Origin of the sequence: Streptomyces sp. NPDC058637 (assembly GCF_042717325.1) — a bacterium.
GTDB lineage: Bacteria > Actinomycetota > Actinomycetes > Streptomycetales > Streptomycetaceae > Streptomyces.
Genome location: NZ_JBHXRD010000020.1, coordinates 105,117 through 123,167, shown reverse-complemented (window position 1 = coordinate 123,167; position 18,051 = coordinate 105,117). Strand labels below are relative to the sequence as shown.

Annotated in this window: 14 protein-coding genes and 2 pseudogenes; 5 read left to right on the top strand and 11 right to left on the bottom strand. The window is 70.1% G+C overall.

Features of this window, described 5'->3' with window-relative positions; genetic code table 11:
- Positions 1-189: 189 nt before the first annotated feature.
- Positions 190-765, bottom strand: coding sequence for a TetR/AcrR family transcriptional regulator (locus tag ACFWVP_RS21440; RefSeq protein ID WP_384498784.1), 576 nt, complete (start codon positions 763-765; stop codon positions 190-192).
- A 74-nt stretch (positions 766-839) separates the two neighbouring features.
- Here ACFWVP_RS21440 and ACFWVP_RS21435 point away from each other — a divergent pair, with 74 nt between their 5' ends.
- Positions 840-1,889 (top strand): zinc-binding dehydrogenase, encoded by a 1,050-nt coding sequence (locus ACFWVP_RS21435; protein ID WP_384498782.1) that lies wholly within the window; start codon positions 840-842, stop codon positions 1,887-1,889.
- 211 nt (positions 1,890-2,100) lie between these two features.
- Here ACFWVP_RS21435 and ACFWVP_RS21430 read toward each other — a convergent pair whose 3' ends face one another.
- Entirely contained in the window at positions 2,101-2,928 is an 828-nt protein-coding gene (locus ACFWVP_RS21430) for a glycoside hydrolase domain-containing protein (protein ID WP_384498780.1), read from the bottom strand.
- A gap of 561 nt (positions 2,929-3,489) precedes the next feature.
- Between ACFWVP_RS21430 and ACFWVP_RS21425 the strand changes: the two genes are divergently transcribed.
- Positions 3,490-3,930, top strand: coding sequence for a hypothetical protein (locus ACFWVP_RS21425; RefSeq protein WP_384498778.1), 441 nt, complete (start codon positions 3,490-3,492; stop codon positions 3,928-3,930).
- Positions 3,931-4,049: 119 nt separating this feature from the next.
- Here ACFWVP_RS21425 and ACFWVP_RS21420 read toward each other — a convergent pair whose 3' ends face one another.
- The 4 genes and pseudogenes from ACFWVP_RS21420 to ACFWVP_RS21405 form a co-directional block, all read right to left on the bottom strand.
- Positions 4,050-4,835 (bottom strand): HEAT repeat domain-containing protein, encoded by a 786-nt coding sequence (locus tag ACFWVP_RS21420; RefSeq protein ID WP_384498776.1) that lies wholly within the window; start codon positions 4,833-4,835, stop codon positions 4,050-4,052.
- Positions 4,836-5,844: 1,009 nt separating this feature from the next.
- Positions 5,845-5,979: pseudogene (locus ACFWVP_RS21415) on the bottom strand (IS5/IS1182 family transposase); the annotation flags it as partial.
- Positions 5,980-6,102: 123 nt separating this feature from the next.
- Positions 6,103-8,133, bottom strand: coding sequence for a CocE/NonD family hydrolase (locus tag ACFWVP_RS21410; protein ID WP_384498774.1), 2,031 nt, complete (start codon positions 8,131-8,133; stop codon positions 6,103-6,105).
- A gap of 39 nt (positions 8,134-8,172) precedes the next feature.
- Positions 8,173-9,429 carry an acetyl-CoA carboxylase biotin carboxylase subunit family protein gene (locus tag ACFWVP_RS21405; RefSeq protein WP_384498838.1) on the bottom strand — a complete coding sequence of 419 codons (1,257 nt, stop codon included), beginning with the start codon at positions 9,427-9,429 and terminating at the stop codon, positions 8,173-8,175.
- A 209-nt stretch (positions 9,430-9,638) separates the two neighbouring features.
- On the opposite strand from ACFWVP_RS21405, the gene ACFWVP_RS21400 reads away from it, so the two are divergent.
- Positions 9,639-9,872 carry a hypothetical protein gene (locus ACFWVP_RS21400; protein WP_384498772.1) on the top strand — a complete coding sequence of 78 codons (234 nt, stop codon included), beginning with the start codon at positions 9,639-9,641 and terminating at the stop codon, positions 9,870-9,872.
- A gap of 279 nt (positions 9,873-10,151) precedes the next feature.
- Positions 10,152-11,558 carry an MFS transporter gene (locus tag ACFWVP_RS21395; RefSeq protein ID WP_384498770.1) on the top strand — a complete coding sequence of 469 codons (1,407 nt, stop codon included), beginning with the start codon at positions 10,152-10,154 and terminating at the stop codon, positions 11,556-11,558.
- An 83-nt stretch (positions 11,559-11,641) separates the two neighbouring features.
- Here ACFWVP_RS21395 and ACFWVP_RS21390 read toward each other — a convergent pair.
- From ACFWVP_RS21390 to ACFWVP_RS21375, 4 genes and pseudogenes are all read right to left on the bottom strand, one after another.
- Positions 11,642-12,128 (bottom strand): annotated as a pseudogene (locus tag ACFWVP_RS21390) (NUDIX domain-containing protein).
- Between the two features lies 1 nt (position 12,129).
- Complete coding sequence (gene lnt, locus ACFWVP_RS21385) at positions 12,130-13,755, bottom strand: apolipoprotein N-acyltransferase (protein ID WP_384498768.1); 1,626 nt, start codon at positions 13,753-13,755, stop codon at positions 12,130-12,132.
- A 51-nt stretch (positions 13,756-13,806) separates the two neighbouring features.
- Positions 13,807-14,379, bottom strand: a complete 573-nt coding sequence (locus tag ACFWVP_RS21380; protein WP_384498766.1) for a hypothetical protein — start codon at positions 14,377-14,379, stop codon at positions 13,807-13,809.
- 70 nt (positions 14,380-14,449) lie between these two features.
- Positions 14,450-15,235 carry a glutamate racemase gene (locus ACFWVP_RS21375; protein WP_384498765.1) on the bottom strand — a complete coding sequence of 262 codons (786 nt, stop codon included), beginning with the start codon at positions 15,233-15,235 and terminating at the stop codon, positions 14,450-14,452.
- Between the two features lie 58 nt (positions 15,236-15,293).
- On the opposite strand from ACFWVP_RS21375, the gene ACFWVP_RS21370 reads away from it, so the two are divergent.
- A complete protein-coding gene (locus ACFWVP_RS21370) occupies positions 15,294-16,475 on the top strand; it encodes a glycosyltransferase (protein ID WP_384498763.1) in 1,182 nt (393 codons plus the stop codon).
- Positions 16,476-16,501: 26 nt separating this feature from the next.
- Here ACFWVP_RS21370 and ACFWVP_RS21365 read toward each other — a convergent pair whose 3' ends face one another.
- The gene (locus tag ACFWVP_RS21365) at positions 16,502-17,818 is read right to left on the bottom strand and encodes a TerD family protein (protein ID WP_384498836.1); all 1,317 of its coding nucleotides are present in this window, start codon (positions 17,816-17,818) and stop codon (positions 16,502-16,504) included.
- Positions 17,819-18,051 lie beyond the last annotated feature (233 nt).

Sequence of the window (18,051 nt, the reverse complement as noted above, 5' to 3'; positions counted from 1 at the left end):
CTCACGGGACCAATAACTATACCGGTCAAACTATACCGGTAAAAGAATTGGAGTCGCGGTCGGACCGTCACCCGTCCCCCGAGGGGTCGCACGCAGTCGGCACCCCGGCACCCCGACCAGGCGAAGGCGGCCCTGCTGCGCAGAGCAGACCAGATGGGGCCGGGCCCTCCAGCACCACCACGACCCGCTCTACCGGTGGGGCGATGTGCTGACTCGAACCAGGAATCGCGCCAGATCGATGCTCTCCGGAAGACTGTCGAGCGAGAGCGGCTGCGTGGCGACGGCGCCTTCGTGCAGCACGAGGAGCCGGGTGGCGAGGGTGGCCGGACGCGAGCAGCCCGCCGTCGTAGCGAGTCCCTTGAACAGGTTCAGCAGCCAGAGCTTCTGGTTCGTGGCGATGTGGTGTGCAGGATGCGCGGGGTCGGGGAGTTCGGCCAGTGCGTTGATGAAGGCGCACCCCCGGGCATTGGTCTCGCTCCAGGTCCGCAGGGCCTCGAAGGGTGCGGTGACGGCTTCGACGGGAGTGCCGGCGGCGTCGACGGCGGCCTCGACCAGCGACCGCCAACGCTGGTCGCGTTCCGTGAGATAGGTCGCCACCAGGTGGTCCTTCGAACCGAACTGGTTGTACAGGGTTCGCTTGGTTACGCCCGAGTGCTCAGCGATCAGATCCACGCCGACCGCTGTGATGCCGCGGTTGTAGAACAACTCGTCGGCGGCCGCCACTATGCGGCGACCCGCCGGCGTCATAAGCCGCGCTTCCCGCATGGCGGATTCCTTCACTGATCGGTGTACGGTGAGAGAGGTTCACAGATCAGTATACTTGCGAGGAGGTTGGAGCGATGGGACTGTCCGATCTCATGCGAGCGGTGCGCATCACCAGGCACGGGGGACCGGAGGTCCTTGAACTGACGAAGGTCGCGGTCCCCGCCCTCCGGGCAGGGGAGGTGCTGGTCCAGGTCAGCGCGGTAGCACTGAACAACACCGATCTGTGGACCCGGGAGGGCGCCTACGGTCGTCCGGACGACCCGAAGGCGCTGTCGGGCTGGCGAGGCCCGATCGACTTCCCGCGCATCCAGGGCGCCGACGTGGCCGGGCGGGTTGTGGCTGTCGGGACCGGAGTGGAGGGGAGCCTCGTCGGACGCCGGGTGGTCGTCGACCCCGCGATCTACGACTCCGAAGGGCCGGACGCCAATCCGGTGGGCCTGATGGGAAGCGAACGCGACGGCGGATACGCCGAGTACGTGACAGCGCCGGTGAACCGTGTGCACGACGTGACGGAATCTCCGCTCACGGACGACCAGCTCGCGACCTTGCCGACCGCCTACGGCACGGCTCTGGGCATGATCGAGCGAGGCCGGCTGCGGAAGGGGGAAACCGCCCTGGTCTCGGGAGCGTCCGGCGGCGTCGGCCTCGCGCTGGTGCAGATCGCCCGCGCGCGCGGCGCAAGGGTGATCGCCATCAGTAGCGGACCCAAGATCGACGCGGTGCGCGAAGCGGGCGCGCACGAAGTCATCGACCGCGCGGGAGACATCGCCAGGCAGATCCGCGCCGCCGCCCCGGAGGGCATCGACGTCGCACTCGACGTCGTGGCCGGCGAGCTGGTGAGTGAGGGGCTTCCGCTGCTGCGCGAAGGGGGCCGATGGGTCATCGCGGGCGCGCTCGGTGGATACGGCGTGCGCTTTGATGTGCGCCGCCTCTACCTGCACAACGCCCAGGTCATCGGTTCTGCGATGCACACGCCCACGCACTTCGCCCTCCTCATGGACCTGGCTCGTCGGGCAGAGGTCCAGCCCGTCATCGCCGCGACGTTCCCGCTGGACCAGGCCGCTCAGGCGCAGGAAGCACTCTCCAGCAGGCGGCATGTGGGAAAGATCGTCATGCACCCCTGAGTTGCCTCCGGATCACGGTCGGAGCAGGAGGAAGGCTCCGCGGAAGGAGATCGCAGCGACCAACAGGCCGGATCCGGTCCGACCGACGCTCAATCCCGGTTCCGCATGCCAAGCGGGTTCATGCGCGTGGACGCCCGCCTCACTGACCCAAGCGGTTCTGCCCGTCACCCGCGTGTGCGGGTGACGGTCGTCGGCGGGCCCGCCCAACGGCTCAGCCGATGATCGCGACCGGGGCGTCCCAGGCGTTGCGGTCGACGGTGATGGTGTGACCGCCGCGCTTTTCCTCGCTGTTGGCCATGTACTGGTGGGCGCGGCTGTGATTGGTGTACTGGGAGGGGTTCCACGGCCAGTCCGTGGTGGTGGTGTTCTTCTTGTCCCACAGTGCGTACCAGAGGTTGCCCGGCAGATCCGTCTTGTTCGTGGCGGTGGCGATGGCCTTGGCGCTGGAGCTGCTGAAGCCGTACAAGCCGCCGCGGTAGGTCGCGTTACGCAGCGTCTTCGTGAAGGAGCGCACGTAGGCGAGGGTGGCGTCGTTGCACGCCTTGTCGGTGATGTCGTACGACTCCATGTTCAGGTAGATCGGACTGCCGGCCTTCATCCCGAGGGCTGAGGCCTTGGCCACCGCGTCCTTCGCGTTACGCGCGCCGACGGAGGCAGCCGTGGAAGCGGTGAACCTCTCCGGGTTTGCGCTCTTCTGGCAGGGCGGCTGGGCACCGACGTAGAGCGGGATGACCTTCCAGCCAAGGGAACCGACCGATTTCACCCACGGTTTGGTCAGGTTCGGCTGGGCACAACCGCGGTTCCTACCACCGATGTAGACCGCCACGCCGCCGTAGAATCCCGTGTTCCAGGCTTTCATCGCAGCAAGCGAGGGCGCCGTGCACGTGTCGAAGGCGCGGCCGGTGTAGGTCTTCTGTGCGGGCCAGGCGGTGGCCGCCATGGATGTCTGTGCGGCGATTCCACCACCTGCGACGACGGCAGCGCCTGCCGTCGCCCAAGCGACGTAGCGGCCCTTTTTGGACAGCCGATGACTGGACAATTCCCACCCCGTTCATAGTGCGGGCACGGCCGTATCCTGCCGGGTCCGCAGATCTGAAGTGCCACGCTGTACGGCTCCGCCGGACGGGCGCGGCGCCTGAGCATACATAGCAGTGGGCGCCGCGGCCGGAGGCCCAAGTCGGTGCGTCGCACCCATGGAGACCGCCGGTCGTGACGGTCGGGCGGCTCGACGTACCGATCACGATGACGTCGATGATGTGCGTCGCGGACGTGCTTCGCGTTGCCGGTCCACGTCCTGTACGACAATCCGCCGTATCGCAGCACGGTCACAGGCACCCGCAGCCCCTTGCCGAGGGAACTGCGCACCCCGAGGAGTCGGGCCCTGGCTGCGGCGACTCGGCCGTGCGGACCGTGCGGGCTTGTCGGTGGCGCTGTTCGGCCGGCACCTCCGCCCGGCGGCCCCGCGGCCGGCTCGCTCCGGCTGCCCGGCTCCCGGTTCCGCGGCGTCTCCGTAACCAGGGCACACAGCTCCGCGGCACGCTCCACGCCGCCCGGGGCCCCTGGTGCGCGGGGCTGCGGCCGGGCAGGCTAGTTTGCTCGGATGAGCCTTCTCGATGATGTGGCCGCGCGCGACGGCTGGCGCTGCTGGGTGTGTGACGAAGCGGTCGACCCCGACGAGTCGGTGAACGACCCGCGAGGACCCAGCGTCGACAGTCGGACCACCGACCGGAAGGCCAAGGTCCCCGAGCGGCTCGCGCATCGCGGATGCAACACACGCAAGGGCGCGGTCAAGGTGGTCATCGCCTGGCCGGACCGCCTGTACGTGGTCGAACCCGCGTCGCTGATCAGCGTTGCCGAGAGGCTGGAGCGCAAGGGGGGCCGCGAGATGGTGGGCCGTTGTCCGACCAGGCAGGACGCCCAAGCGGCGGCGGATTGGCTGGTGGACCGGTTCTCCCGACTGGTGCCGGGGCTCGCGGTGACCGCCGACATCCAGCCGGGCGGCGGCCAGTTCCTCGTCATCCTGTCCACCGGCCGCCGCTGACCAGGGATCATCGGCGCACACGCGCGTCGAACTGAGCCGTCGGCCCACCCGGTCTGTCCTGTCACGGGCTGCCCCTCACGCCCCGAGGAGTCGAGCAGTGCGTAGGTGGTGACGTGGGCTCAGCGAGGATCGGTGTGGTCGGGCAGGGCGCGGCGCAGTGCCTGCGCGGCTTGCAGCCGGACGTCGTGGCGGACTTCTTCGTCCCACGTGACCCAGGCGTCGATGTCCTCGTCGAAGTCGGGTTCCTCTCCCTTCCCTTCGACGGTCATGCGGAACCGCAGCCAGGCGAGGGTCTCTTCGCGCCTCTGGATGGCGTAGCGGGCGAGCTCTCCGACGGCCAGCACCAGGCGCTCCGCCATCCATAGGTCCGGCTCGTTCTCGAAGCAGGTCCGCAAGCGGGGGATGAGGGTGTCCGCGTGGGCGGCGGACTGCGCGAGTGCGCCGACCGCGCCGGCCCGGATGAGGTCGTTCCCGTCGTCGAGCAACGGCAGCAGGGCGTCCGCGACACGTTCCCAGGCGGCCGGCCACGCCGGGGCGACGGTGGGCCGCCACCTGCCTTCGAGGATCGGGTCGACCTTCGCCGAGGGGGCGGTGTTGCCCGTGTCGGCGATATCGGCGATCGTCCGCAGGATTTCGAAGCGCACCGTCACGTCCGGATCCCGTGCGGCCTCGACGAGGAACGGCAGCATCTCGGCGGCCGCCGCCCGCACCGAACTGCCGTCGCCGTTGGCCGTGTAATGCAGGATCTGGCACGTCCTGTCGGCCGTGATGGGGTCCGTCGCCCAGAGCGCTGCCAAAACCTCGGGGCCATACTGTTCTCCGGTGTACGGATCGATCATCCTCGACCAGTCGACCCGTGCGGCGAGCCGCGCCAGGCGTCGCGCTCTCACGTCCTGTGCCGACATACAGCCGCTCGCCTCCCTTCGTCAGCTTCGCGCGGTGAGGCCCAGGAGAGACAGCCTCAGGGGGCGGTTGCCCCTGCGCCCGGCCCATGCTTCGCAGACCAGCGCCTGCGGACCGGTGATCCGCAGGCCGTCGCCCTGGCCGGTCGCCGTCGTTCCCGCCAGTTCGCGACAGGCGACCGAACCCGTACTTCGCCCCCGTCGTCGGTGCCGGTCACCCCTGCGACCAGTCCGCCCGCTTTCCACGCTACGCGACCGCACCGAAGGAGCCGGAAGATTCGGCGACACCCGGCTCGCACGGTTCAACTCCCAGCCCGCGGTTGTGCATGGTCTGCTGGAATCCGAAGCCGGAAACCGGCAGACCTGGCCGGTGGGGCCCGGCCCGGGGCAGGCCCCACCGCCTCCCCGTAGCGCCCGCCCGCACACCGCCTGCCCGGCTCCTGAGCTGTGACGCTATGGAGAACCAGCTCACCCATGAGGCCAGTACCTTCATCAACTTCCGGGACCACGAGTTCCAGGATGTGAGGTCGCACGGCTACAGGTGGGTCGGCATCAAGCACCCGCGGTTCCCCGGGGAGTCCGTAGAGGCTCGGGATCTGCTTGCGGCGCTCATCGGCCATGAGCAGTTCCGGGACGACTACGCGGGAGGTGGGGTCCTGCCGGAGGGTCCAGGCACGGCCCGTACCGGCTGGGATCGGTCACCTCTGATGTCTACGAAGCCGTCGGTCGGGAGAAGAGCGCGCGCGTCCTGTGGGGTGGGCGAGCCGGTTCGGGGATGTGCCCGCCGAGCTGGAGGCGGATCTGCGGCAAGAGGTCTTCGACCGCCTGGCCGTGGCCGACCACGTCCACTACCTGGACGAGCTCGGGGACAAGGCCATTCATGACTGGGGTCGTGTGCACGAGTACTTCCACGAAATGGTGCTCATCGACCGCTCAGCCGGACGGATTACGCTCCTTGTTCGCAGCCGACGACTGAGTCGATCGGACACAGCGGCGGAAGACGCCTGGGGGATCAGGGACGGAGCCACAGCCGAGGCGCGGCCGGAGTCACCGTGCCGTGGAACGCACAGGCCCTCTTGTCACAGCGGGTCGCCACGGCCCTGGGTCCTTTGAGCGTATTGATGTACCGCTCGACCTCGTTCCTGCGGGTTCGCATCCGGAAGAGCATTCCGTTGATCACACGTCGGTAGCAGTGCCGACGACCGCCTCGCCCCACATCAGGCAGAACGATCCAACTCCTGGCGGGTCTGCCGGCGGGGTGTGGACGGGGTCAGACGTTCTCCCTCGGAATCCGCTCGTTCCAGGTACGGGAGAAGACCCTGCGCCCGGCCTCGTACCCGTCCAGCGTCGCGTCCACGTGGAAGTCGTCCTCGTCCGAGGTCAGCACGGTCCGCGTCTCGACCCGGACGTCCCAGTCGGGACGGCGGAAGCGCATCTCCCACGCCGACTCGCCTCGCACCGAGCCGAAGTCCTCACCGACCCAGCTGTACTGCTCGCGGGCCCGGAGACCGGTCTCGATCCCGTTGGCCTCGTACCGCTGGAGTCCTCGGTCCTTCACGATGTCCAGCACCGAGCGGTAGTCGACCAGGTTCCTGGAGACGGTCCACGCCTGCTCCGGTTCGCTCAGCCGGGTGACGGCGGGGGGTGCACATCCCTCGGGCTCGCCGAACGGCGGCAGAGCCGCGTCCTGTGGCACGTCGGTGGGGCGGACCGGCAGCGTGAGGCTGCTCCCCTGCTCGTACACGCTGAGCAGTACCGGTTCGGGGGCCGGCCACACGAGCGGCCAGTACGAGGTCGACAGCGACAGCCTGACGCGGTGCCCTGCGGGGAAGACCTGGGCGACGCTGTGGAGCGGCACGCGCACCCGGTAGCGGCGGCCGGGCTCCAGCGCCTCGGGCGCCTCCTCGCCATCGCGGTAGGCGAGGTTGAGCACGCCGTAGGTGACACGGGTCGAGCGTCCGTCCGGTGCCACGTCGGACAGCCTGACGTTCAGCTGGGCGAGCGGCGCGTTCGCCGACACCTCCACGATGACAGAAGGTGCGCCGAGGATCTCCATGCGCCTGTCCAGCGGGGCGGTCTGGAAGACGAGCGAGCCGCCGTCCTCCTCGCGCTGGTCGTAGGGCAGGTCCGGCGGGGCGTTGTACGAGGCCCACTTGCCCGCGAACTGGCCGACGGAGAGCGGCGACTGCACCGTGTGGACCCGGTCCTCCTGCTGCCTGTCCTCGTCCGGCATCGCGAGGGTGCCGTCGAGCAGCGGGAAACTCGACTCGCCGATGTTCGGCGACGGCCAGGACGGCTCGCCGACCCAGCGGCCCGGCCGCTCCTCGTACGCGGTCGAGGGCGGAACGCTCTCCTGCATCCACGCCTTGAGCATCGGGCCGTCCATGGCGCCGTTGTCGACGCCCTTGAGCCAGTGGTCCCACCAGCGCACCACTTCCTGGAGGTATCCGATGGCCGGCCCCGGTTCGCCGAGGTGGGGGAGCTTGTGCGACCACGGGCCGATCAGACCCTTGCGGGGTACGTCGACGTGACTCAGCAGCCTGGTCACGGCGTTCGAGTAGCCGTCGGCCCAGCCGCTGGAGGCGAGCACCGGGCAGCGCAGGGCGGAGTAGTCCTCGCTCAGGCTGGCGTGGCGCCAGTAGTCGTCCCGCTGCTGGTGGCGCAGCCATTCCAGGACCCAGGGGCGTGCGGCGTCCAACCGCTCATGCCACATCTCGCGCCAGCGTTCGCCGACCACGGCGGGATCGGGCGGGCACGTCGCGTAGGCGAACATGGTCCCGGCCTCGGCCAGGTTGTCGGAAAGCATCGCGCCGCCGAGGTAGTGCATGTCGTCGGCGTACCGGTCGTCGGTGAACGACGAGATGCAGATGGCACGCAGACTCGGCGGCCTGCGCGCGGCCACCTGGAGTGCGGCGAAGGCTCCCCAGGAGATGCCCATCATGCCCGTACTGCCGTCGCACCAGGGCTGTTCGGCGAGCCAGGCCAGGACCGTCTCGGCGTCGGTCTGCTCCTGTTCGAGGTACTCGTCGAGGAGTACCCCCTCCGACTCACCGGTCCCCCGCACGTCGACGCGCACGCAGGCGTAGCCGTGTCCCGCGATGTAGGGGTGGTGGACGGCGTCACGGGTGGAGGTGAGGTCGTTCTTCCGGTACGGGATGTACTCCAGCACGGCCGGTACGGGTTCGGCGTCCGACGCGGTCGGACGCCAGATGCGCGCGGAGAGCTGGACCCCGTCCGGCATCGGGATGGTGACGTTGTTCTCTTCCTGGATTGCGCAGGGCAGTTGGTCGACGTAGCGCATGCCTGTGCGACCTCCTTTCGTCGTGCTGGTCCGGCCCACTCACCGGGTCTTCGTGCCGCGCTCTCCCGGTTCCGTCTCGTCGAAGGTCAGACCGAGGGCGGCAACGCACCGGTCGTACTTGCGGCGGATGTCGTCCTCGTCGTCACCCCCGGTGAAGATGTGGGCGATCTCGTAGCTGTAGCTGTCCTGCTGGGAGATGGTGGAGAGCTTCTGCCCCTCCTCGGGTACCACGTCGATACGGACTCCGGGTATCTCCGCCTCGATGGCGGCGATCCGTTCCGGGGTCGGCACCTCGTGCACCTTCCCGTCACCGAACCAGCGGTAGTACCACTTGGCGGCCACCGCGTAGGGGCCCTTGGCGCCGGTGAGCGCGGGGTCACGGCCGAGGGCGAGACTGAGCATCCGGTGGTGGTTGGGGGCTCCGTCCACGTAGTCGAAGAGTTCGGCGTGGGACTGCGAGTGCCGGGGGTTGATCTCCAGCAGGCTGATGTCGGCCGTCTTCGGGTCGTAGAAGTACTCGATACTGAAGGTGGCCGACTCCATGCCGATCTGGCGCATGGTCCGCTCGCTCACGTCGTGGAGCTTGCGGATGATCGGAGCCGGGAGGGCGCTCGGGTACTGATGGCGCAGGAAGCACGGGGAGGCGGGGTAATTGATCGAGTCCAGCACGCCGTAGACGGTGACATCGCCCTGGTGGACGTAGCCCTCCACGGCGACCTGGATGCCGGTCATGGTCTCTTCGGCCAGACAGACCTGCCCACCGACCCCCTCCATCTCCGGCGGGAGATCGAGCAGTTCGAGCACGGAGTCGAAGGGCCGGCCGACGCGGCCGATCCCCTCACGGATCCGGTCCACAGCAGTTCGGAACTCCGCCATGTCCGACACCCCGTACGCGAGCTCGGACGAGTAGGCGAGGGCGGGCTTGAGCCACATGGGGAAGTTCACGCCCTCGGGCGGCTTCGGGTCGTCGGTATCCAGATCCACCCGTCCGAAGCTGGGATACTCGTCGATGACCTTCTGCTGTTCGAGCCGGCTCCAGTACTTGTGCTCGCACTTGACCACGGACTCTAGGCTCGTCGTCCGCACGCCGTACTCCTCGCCGAGCATCGGGACAAGGGTGCTCACCGGGAAGTCCCAGTAACCGACTATCGCGTCGATGCTGCCGTCGTGCGCGTCGAGGACGGCGCGGGCACGGTCCATCAGTACGGGCACGGAGACCTCACCCTCCTGGAGTTCGTCGATGCCCAGCAAGCGGTGGAACCTGTACGAGTCCGCATTCGGGACGGCCTCCAGCATCGGAAGGTTCGCATCGTCGAGGCCGATCACAAAGACGTTCTTGGGCTGCTCCTGGGGCACGTGCGCGTCCTTTCGAGGGGGAATACTCCGGCACGTCACATCGCCTGCCCGACTCTGCGGCCCATATGCGGGGTCATCGATTCCGGGGCAGGCGGCCGGGACGTACGGGATGGGTGCATGCCGCTCCCGTGCCCCGCGACTGCCGACCGATGTGTGCACTTCATCGGCCCCGGGGCGATACCACCCGGAGTGCCCGCCCCGGGCCTCCTCGCCGGGGCCGGCTCAGCGCGCACTGGCAGACCCTCGACACGGGGACCGACAAGCTGATCCCGCTGCCTACCGAGCAGCCGCCACGCTACGTCGCCATGGCCTCGGTGGAACGCTGGGACAACAACCGCTGGATGGGCACCGAGTACGGGCCGGACGGGAGCCGTTCGTGCTGAAGCTGTCCGCGACGGTGGATGACGTGGACTTTTGGTCAGCACCGGACCAGCACGGGAGTCAGCACCGCCCTCGCGAAACACACCGGACAGTGCGACTCGGACAGTCCCCTCCCACCTACCCCCACAGGGCGGAACCAGGGCCGCAGCACCTCCCCGTAGCGCCCGCCCGCACACCGCCTGCCTGAACTATGGTGTCCCGCCACATACGCCCCTGACCTGCCCCTTCCTACGGTATGGCGACACAGGAACGTCCCCGCCGACCGTCCGGAAGTGGTATCCATGGCCGCCCCAGCAACCGCTCCCCCACCCCCTTCGAACCTCCGCCGCGTCGTCGCCGCGAGCCTCGTCGGGACCACCGTGGAGTGGTACGACTTCTTTCTCTACGGATCGGCTGCCGCGCTGGTCTTCAACAAGCTGTTCTTCCCCGACTCCGACCCGCTCGTCGGCACACTGCTGTCCTTCCTCACCTACGCGGTCGGATTCGCCGCACGCCCCCTGGGCGCGCTGGTGTTCGGGCACTACGGGGACCGGCTGGGGCGCAAGAAGCTGCTGGTGCTGAGTCTGTTGCTGATGGGTGGTGCGACCTTCGCCATCGGGCTCCTGCCGACGCACGCCACCATCGGATCCGCCGCTCCCGTCCTGCTCACCGTCCTGCGGCTGGTGCAGGGCTTCGCCCTAGGTGGCGAATGGGGCGGGGCCGTGCTGCTGGTGTCGGAGCACGGTGACGCGAAGCGCCGTGGATTCTGGGCGTCGTGGCCTCAGACGGGGGCGCCGGCCGGGCAGTTGCTCGCGACGGGGGTGCTCTCCGCTCTCACCGCGCTGATGTCCGAATCCTCCTTCGAGGCATGGGGCTGGCGGATTCCCTTCCTGCTCTCCGGTGTTCTCGTGATCCTCGGACTGTGGATTCGTCTCTCTGTCGACGAATCCCCTGTGTTCAAGGCCGCCCTGGCCCAGGCCGAGCTGCGCAAGTCCGCCAGCGCGCCCGCCGAGAAGATGCCGCTCGTCGCCGTACTCCGGCACCACTGGCGCGATGTGCTCATCGCCATGGGCGCCCGCATGGCGGAGAACATCAGCTACTACGTCATCACCGCGTTCATCCTCGTGTACGCGACCACAGCCGCCGATCTCAGCAAACAGACGGCTCTCAACGCCGTACTCGTCGCGTCCGCGGTGCACTTCGCCGTGATCCCGCTGTGGGGCGCGCTGTCGGACCGGGTGGGGCGCAGGCCCGTGTATCTGGTCGGTGCGATCGGGGTCGGGCTGTGGATGTTCCCGTTCTTCGCGCTCATCGACAGCCAGAGCTTCGGAAGCCTCCTGCTCGCCGTCACCGTCGGGCTGATCTTCCACGGCGCGATGTACGCACCGCAGGCGGCGTTCTTCTCCGAGATGTTCGCGACGCGGATGCGCTACTCGGGCGCGTCGATCGGCGCCCAGTTCTCCTCGGTGGCCGCAGGTGCCCCGGCGCCGCTCATCGCCACCGCGCTGCTGGCGGACTTCGGCACCTCGACGCCGATCTCGCTGTACGTCATAGCCGCGGCACTGATCACGGTGGTGGCGATCCTCTGCGCCAAGGAGACCCGGAACCGGGACCTCTCGGACATCGACGCGGGGGATGCGGGAGAGATCCCCGGGACGGATGCCGTCGGCGCGCAGGCCGGGCTGCCCGCCGAGGCACGCAAGGCCTGAACCGGCCACGGACCGCACAGGACCAAGCGGGACCACGCAGAGGTCCTCTCCCGCCATCCGGGCGGGAGAGGGCCTCCGTGCCGTCAGGCTCCGGCGGGCTCGAACCAGGTGGGTTCGTCCGCGACGGACTGCTTGATCCGGGACAGTGAGAACTCGCTCAGCGGCGGCAGCGCGTCGAGGCCGAACCAGCCCACCTCGGGCGACTCGTCGTCGTTCACCCGCGCCTCACCGCCGGTGGCCCGGCAGCGGAACGTGATGTCGAGGTACTGGGACACGTCCCCGTTGGCGTACGTCACCGGTTCCAGCGCCTGCGTGAGCACCACCCGCTCCGCCACACCGTGCACGGCCGTCTCCTCGTACACCTCGCGCACGGCTGTCGCCGCGGGCTTCTCGCCGGGCTCGGAGATCCCGCCGACGACCGACCACTCACCGGTGTCGGACCGCCCTGCCGAGAAGAACTCTTCCCTCGTCGTCGAAGACGATCGCGCTGACGCCCGGTAGCAGAAGCAGCTGGTGACCGGCGGTGGCACGGATCTCGCGGATGAAGTCGGGAGTAGCCGTACGGCGGATCCTACGTGGCCGACGGGACGCTCTCCGGCTCCTTCCGGCGGTCCTTCCTGGCCCGCACGGACCGGACCGTGACCCAGCCGAGGCCGGCCACCGCGAGCAGCGCGAGGACACCCTCGGGCAGGGTTCCCAGCCGGGTCGCCGGTGTCAGGGAGGAGCGCAGCGGTACCTCGTCGACCAGGGCGTCGGCGGTGAACATCCCGGTCTTCCGCACGATCGTGCCGTCCGGCCGGATCACGGCGCTGACTCCGCTGGTGACGGGCACGACGACGGACCGCCCGTGCTCGACGGCACGCACCTGGGACATCGCCAGCTGCTGGTAGGTCATCTCGCTGCGCCCGAAGGTCGCGTTGTTGCTCGGTACGGCGATCAGCTGGCCGCCGTTCTTCACGGTGTCGCGCACGGCGTCGTCGAACGCGGCCTCGTAGCAGGTCACGAGGCCCACCTTGGTGCCCGCCAGGTCGAACACACCGACCTCGGTGCCGGACCCGAAGTCCCGCTGCACCCGGTCGACGTCCTTGCTGAAGATCCGCACGAAGGACCGCATCGGCATGTACTCGCCGAACGGCTGGATGTGCCGCTTGTCGTACGTGCCGACGGGGCCCTCCTCGGGGTCCCACTCGATCAGTGTGTTGCGGAGCGCTCCGGTGTCGGGCGTCAGGACGGCACCGATGACGGTGGGGACGCCGATCGCCCGCACGGCCCGGTCGATCGCCTCACGGGCGTCGGGGTTGCGGTAAGGGTCGAGGTCGGAGGAGTTCTCCGGCCACAGGACGAAGTCGGGCCGGGCCACCTTGCCCGCCTTCACGTCCCGGGCGAGCTGCTCCGTACGGTCGGCGTGGTTGTCCAGGACGGCCCGGCGCTGGGAGTTGAAGTCGAGTCCCAGACGGGGCACGTTGCCCTGGATCGCGGCGACGGTCGCGGTGCCGTCCTCGGCCGAGTCGTCGACGAGCGGAAGTGCCGCGAGTGCGGCCACGACCGGCACGGCGACGGTCACGGCTGCCGCCACCACGGCGGCGCGGGGGACGGTGCCGGTGGTGCGGTACCCGCGGACCTGCCGCGCGGCTTCCAGGAGGCCGAAGCCGCAGAGCACCACGGCGAAGGAGAGCAGCGGGGTGCCGCCCAGCGCGGCGAGCGGCAGGAACGTGCTTTCGGCCTGACCGAAGGCGATCTTGCCCCAGGGGAAGCCGCCGAACGGCACCCGGGCCCGGACCGCCTCGTCCAGCACCCAGACTGCAGCGGCCCAGACGGGCCAGTAGGCGAGCCGGGAGACGGCGGCGATCCCGACGCAGCCCACCGCGATGAACAGGGCTTCGGCGAAGGCGAGCGCGAGCCACGGGACCGGGCCGACCTCCTCCCCCGTCCAGTGCAGCAGGGGAAGCATGAAGCCCAGGCCCGCGAGGAGTCCGAGGCCGAACGCGGCACGCGGCCTGCGGGCGGAAAGGACCCAGCCCAGCAGTGCGAAGCCCGGCAGTACGAGCCACCACAGGGGCCTGGGCGGGAAGCTCGCGTAGAGCAGCGCACCGGACAGGAGGGCTGCGGCCGGCCGGACGAACCGCGGCCACAGCTTCCTGCTGCGGGGCGCGGGGGCGGGGGACGGCGGTTCGACGGTGGTGATGGTGGCGCTCACCTGGCGGAGTCTACGGTGGCGGGCTGTGGGAACGGCAGTCGCTCCGGCCGTTCAGGCCCCCGCCGGGCCTCCCGGCTTCCCGCCGGCCGTCAGGTGCAGGCGGTCGCGGATGAAGCGTACGGCCGCTTCCGCGTCGTCCACGGTGACGGTGAAGGTCCTGCCGTCACCCAGTCTCAGCACCAGTGCCTCGCCCCGGCGCACGACCACGGCGGTGCCCTGTTCGGGGCGCCAGCGGTAGCCCCAGCCGCCCCACTGGCGCGGGGTGACCTTGGGCGCGAAGTCCGCCCCGACCACATGGGTGAGCAGGATCCGGCGCCTGGGCAGTCCGATGTGGCCGCAGCGCACCTCGAGGGCGTCGCCGTCGACCTTGACGGCGACGTGGACGAAGGCGAGGGTCCCGTACAGGATGAGCAGTCCGGCGGCGACGCAGCCGATGACGGACATGAGGAGCGGCGCGATTCCCGTGCTCCAGGCGGAATCGACGGCGAGCTTGATGCCGAGCGCCATACATCCCGCTCCGGCGGCCGCGAGCAGCCACTGGAGGCGATTGGTGGCCCGGCCCGTCCAGACCGTGCTCGGGGCCTGGCTCGAACCGTGCCGCGCGTTGCCGGAGTGGTCCGTCATGTCAAGCAGCGTACCCACGTTCCGCGCCCCGAGGGGGTGACCGGAGCCGCCTCGGGCGGGCCGCTGAAGGTCAGAGTGCGGGGCTGACGGCCTTGAGGAGCAGGCCTTCGGCGTAGGCCAGAGCGGGTTCCGGGAGGGGGGCGGTGTGTCCGCCGAGGAGGACGGTGAGGGTGCCGAGGGGTTCGGCCGACGGAGCGGCCGCGGCGCCGACGCGGCGGAGAGCCTGTGCGGCGACGGCGTCGGCGGAGCCGTGCAGGCCGACCTGCGGGCGGCCCGGCCGCTGTACCGCGGCGCGGATGCGGTCGGCGAGCAGCTCGTAGTGGGTGCAGCCCAGGACGACGTGTCCGACATCGGGCGGGGTGAGGGCGGCGGCCGCGGCCACCGCACGGCCGATCGCGGCCTCGTCGGCGTTCTCCACGGCGTCGGCGAGCCCCGGGCAGGGAACTTCCGTCACGTCGGCGGACCGGGCGAATTCGTGGATCAGCCCGCGCTGGTAGGGGCTTCCGGTGGTGGCGGGGGTGGCCCAGATGGCGAAGGGTGCGCCGCTCCGGGCGGCCGGCTTGATCGCGGGCACCGTGCCGATGACCGGCAGGTCCGGTTCCAGCGCGGCCCGCAGGGCGGGCAGGGCGTGGACGGACGCGGTGTTGCAGGCGACGATCAGGGCGTCGGGCCGCTGGGCCGCGGCGGCACGTGCCACGGCGAGCGCCCGGGTGGTGACGTCCTCGGGCGTACGGGGGCCCCAGGGCATCGAGGCGGGGTCGGACGACAGCACCAGATCGGCGTCAGGCCGTAGCCGGCGTACCGCGGCCGCTGCCGCGAGCAGGCCGATTCCCGAGTCCATGAGTGCGATCTTCACCCGGTCACCATAGTCGACACCCCTTGCGGGCCCGTCGAAGTGGGGCAGACTTCGGCGGATGAGCGCCGTTGCCTGGATCGCCGTGGGTTCGCTGGTCGTGTGGGTGTGGCTGCTGCTGGGCCAGGGTTTCTTCTGGCGGACCGACCAGCGGCTTCCCCGGCGTGCGGAGCCGGTGCGCTGGCCTTCGGTGGCCGTGGTCGTACCGGCGAGGGACGAGGCCGAGGTGCTGCCTGCGAGCCTGCCGTCGCTGCTCGCCCAGGACTATCCGGGGGACGCGGAGGTCTTCCTCGTCGACGACTGCAGCACCGACGGCACCGGCGATCTGGCGCGTGGGCTGTCCGTACGGCTCGGCGGGCTGCCACTGACGGTGGTGTCTCCGGGTGAGCCGGAGCCCGGCTGGACGGGCAAGCTCTGGGCGCTGCGGCACGGGATCGCGCTGGCCCGGCAGCGGAAGCCCGAGTTCTTCCTCCTGACGGACGCCGACATCGCGCATGAGCCGGACAGTCTGCGGGAGCTGGTCGCGGCGGCGGGCGAGGAGGGGGCGGACGGTTTCGACCTGGTCTCGCAGATGGCCCGGCTGCGGGTGACGAGCACCTGGGAGCGGCTGGTCGTACCGGCCTTCGTCTACTTCTTCGGGCAGCTCTACCCCTTCCGCCGGGTGAACCGGGCGGGATCGCGTACGGCGGCCGCGGCGGGGGGCTGCGTGCTGCTGCGGACCGGAGCGGCCGAGCGGGCCCGGATCCCGGAGTCCATCCGGCAGGCGGTGATCGACGACGTGTCCATGGCGCGTGCGGTGCGGCGCGGCGGCGGCCGGATCTGGCTGGGGCTCGCGGAGCGGGTGGACAGCGTGCGCCCGTACCCGCGGCTCACGGATCTGTGGCGGATGGTCTCGCGGAGTGCGTACGCGCAGTTGCGGCACAGTCCGCCGCTGCTGGTGGGTACGGTCCTGGGGCTGGGCCTGGTCTATGTGGCACCGCCCGTGACGCTGGCCGCCGGGCTGCTGACGGGTGACGCGGTGGCGGCGTGGGCGGGCGGGGCGGCGTGGGCGGTGATGGCGGGCACGTACATGCCGATGCTGGGGTACTACCGGCAGTCGCTGTGGCTGGCCCCGCTGCTGCCGTTCACCGCCGTCCTCTACCTCCTGATGACGGTGGACTCCGCGGTGCGGCACTACCGGGGCCGCGGTGCGGCCTGGAAGGGACGTACGTACGCCCGTCCCGAGGCCGCCCCGGAACCCTGAGCCCTGCCTGGATCCGCCCCCGGGGGTCACTTGCGGCCGGGGGTCCAGTTCATTCCCCAGCCGTAGGCGGCGTCGATGGTCCGCTGGGGGCTGACTCCGCGCTGGGGGACGAGGTAGCGGGCCTCGCGCTGCACGGTGAGGTCTCCCCCGTCGTTGGTGATGAGCACGAGCGCGCACACGGTGGAGGGCACGGTGCACTCGTCGAGGGAGAAGTCGATCGCCGCACCGTTCTGCGGCTGGAGGGTCACGGTGGCGTGCAGATCGGCGAAGCTGCGGGCGCCTTCGTAGATGGTGACGAAGATCAGGACGCGGCGCAGCCGGCCCTTGTGGTCGAGGTTGACGGTCAGGTTCTCACCGGTGGAGAGCGCGCCGGTGCGGTCGTCCCCGTCGAGGAGGATGTACGGCGGCCGGTCGAGGGAGCCGAAGGCGTTGCCGAGGGACTGGACGACACCCTTGCTTCCGTCGGTGAGTTCGTACAGGGCGCAGAGGTCGAGATCGAGGTCGGCGTGCATGGCGACGGCCCTGCCGAGCTTCGCGCCCCAGCTCTTGAACTGCTTGCGCACCTCCCAGTTGAGATTGACCCGCAGGGCTCCGGAGGTGCCGCCCTGCTTCGCCAGCGAGACGGAAGGGGTCTCCTTCGTCAGCGTGACCTTGGTGAGCCGCACGGGCTGCGCGGCGGGGGGTGCGACAGGAAGCGCGGGCGGGGGCACGGGAGCTGCCTGGGGCGTGACGAAGGCGCTCGGGGCGGGGCGGGCCGGAGGAGTCTGCTGGGGCGCGGGGGCCTGCTGGGGTGCCTGCGGTTGCTGCGGTTCGTCGACGGAGATTCCGAAGTCCGTCGCGAGGCCCGTCAGCCCGGTGCCGTATCCCTGACCCACCGCCCTGAACTTCCAGGTGTCCTGGCGCAGATAGAGCTCCCCGAGGATGAACGCGGTCTCGACCGTCGCGTCCGTGCTCTCGAAGCGGGCGATCTCGGAGCCGTTCGCCGGGTCCACGAGCCGTACGTACAGGCCGGTGACCCGCCCGAAGCTGCCACCGTCCGCGGAGGCGGCGACGACCACACGGTCGATCACGGGCTCCATGCGGGCGAAGTCGACGGTGAGGGTGTCCGTGACGCCCTCGCCCGCGGTCCGCTTGCCCTCGTGGCGCACGGCGCCGGACGTGTGGGACGGCTGGTTGTAGAAGACGAAGTCCGCGTCACTGCGCACCTTTCCCGATACGAGGAGGAGCGCCGAGGCGTCCACGTCCGGTGTCCCGGGTGAGGCACGCCAGCCCAGCTCGACGCGCACGGTCTGCGCCGGCACCGCGACGTTGGTTCCCTTTTGCATGGTCATGCTCGCCCCCATCACGAGTCCGGCAGCCCGGAGATTTCCCGCCAACCTAATCCCCGGCCGACCATGTGCCCACAGCTCTGCCGGGACGGCTTCCGGCGATCCGTCGGCCTACCCCCTGTACATCCCGCTCTCCGCACGAGCACCACACCTCCTGCTGCCCCTTTCGCCCGAGCGCCGCACCGGGCCGGTGTGCGGCCGGTGCGGCGTCGGGTGGTTCCGGTCGAAACCGGCCCAGGTCCCGCCCG

What these genes read in the sequence shown, in the direction of transcription:
- ACFWVP_RS21395 (WP_384498770.1), top strand. Translation starts at nt 10,152, where the DNA reads ATGGCCGCCCCAGCAACCGCTCCCCCACCCCCTTCGAACCTCCGCCGC.
- ACFWVP_RS21435 (WP_384498782.1), top strand. Translation starts at nt 840, where the DNA reads ATGGGACTGTCCGATCTCATGCGAGCGGTGCGCATCACCAGGCACGGG.
- ACFWVP_RS21420 (WP_384498776.1), bottom strand. Translation starts at nt 4,835, where the DNA reads ATGTCGGCACAGGACGTGAGAGCGCGACGCCTGGCGCGGCTCGCCGCA.
- ACFWVP_RS21405 (WP_384498838.1), bottom strand. Translation starts at nt 9,429, where the DNA reads ATGCTGGAGGCCGTCCCGAATGCGGACTCGTACAGGTTCCACCGCTTG.
- ACFWVP_RS21380 (WP_384498766.1), bottom strand. Translation starts at nt 14,379, where the DNA reads ATGACGGACCACTCCGGCAACGCGCGGCACGGTTCGAGCCAGGCCCCG.
- ACFWVP_RS21440 (WP_384498784.1), bottom strand. Translation starts at nt 765, where the DNA reads ATGCGGGAAGCGCGGCTTATGACGCCGGCGGGTCGCCGCATAGTGGCG.
- ACFWVP_RS21425 (WP_384498778.1), top strand. Translation starts at nt 3,490, where the DNA reads ATGAGCCTTCTCGATGATGTGGCCGCGCGCGACGGCTGGCGCTGCTGG.
- ACFWVP_RS21410 (WP_384498774.1), bottom strand. Translation starts at nt 8,133, where the DNA reads ATGCGCTACGTCGACCAACTGCCCTGCGCAATCCAGGAAGAGAACAAC.
- ACFWVP_RS21365 (WP_384498836.1), bottom strand. Translation starts at nt 17,818, where the DNA reads ATGGGGGCGAGCATGACCATGCAAAAGGGAACCAACGTCGCGGTGCCG.
- ACFWVP_RS21370 (WP_384498763.1), top strand. Translation starts at nt 15,294, where the DNA reads ATGAGCGCCGTTGCCTGGATCGCCGTGGGTTCGCTGGTCGTGTGGGTG.
- ACFWVP_RS21400 (WP_384498772.1), top strand. Translation starts at nt 9,639, where the DNA reads ATGTGTGCACTTCATCGGCCCCGGGGCGATACCACCCGGAGTGCCCGC.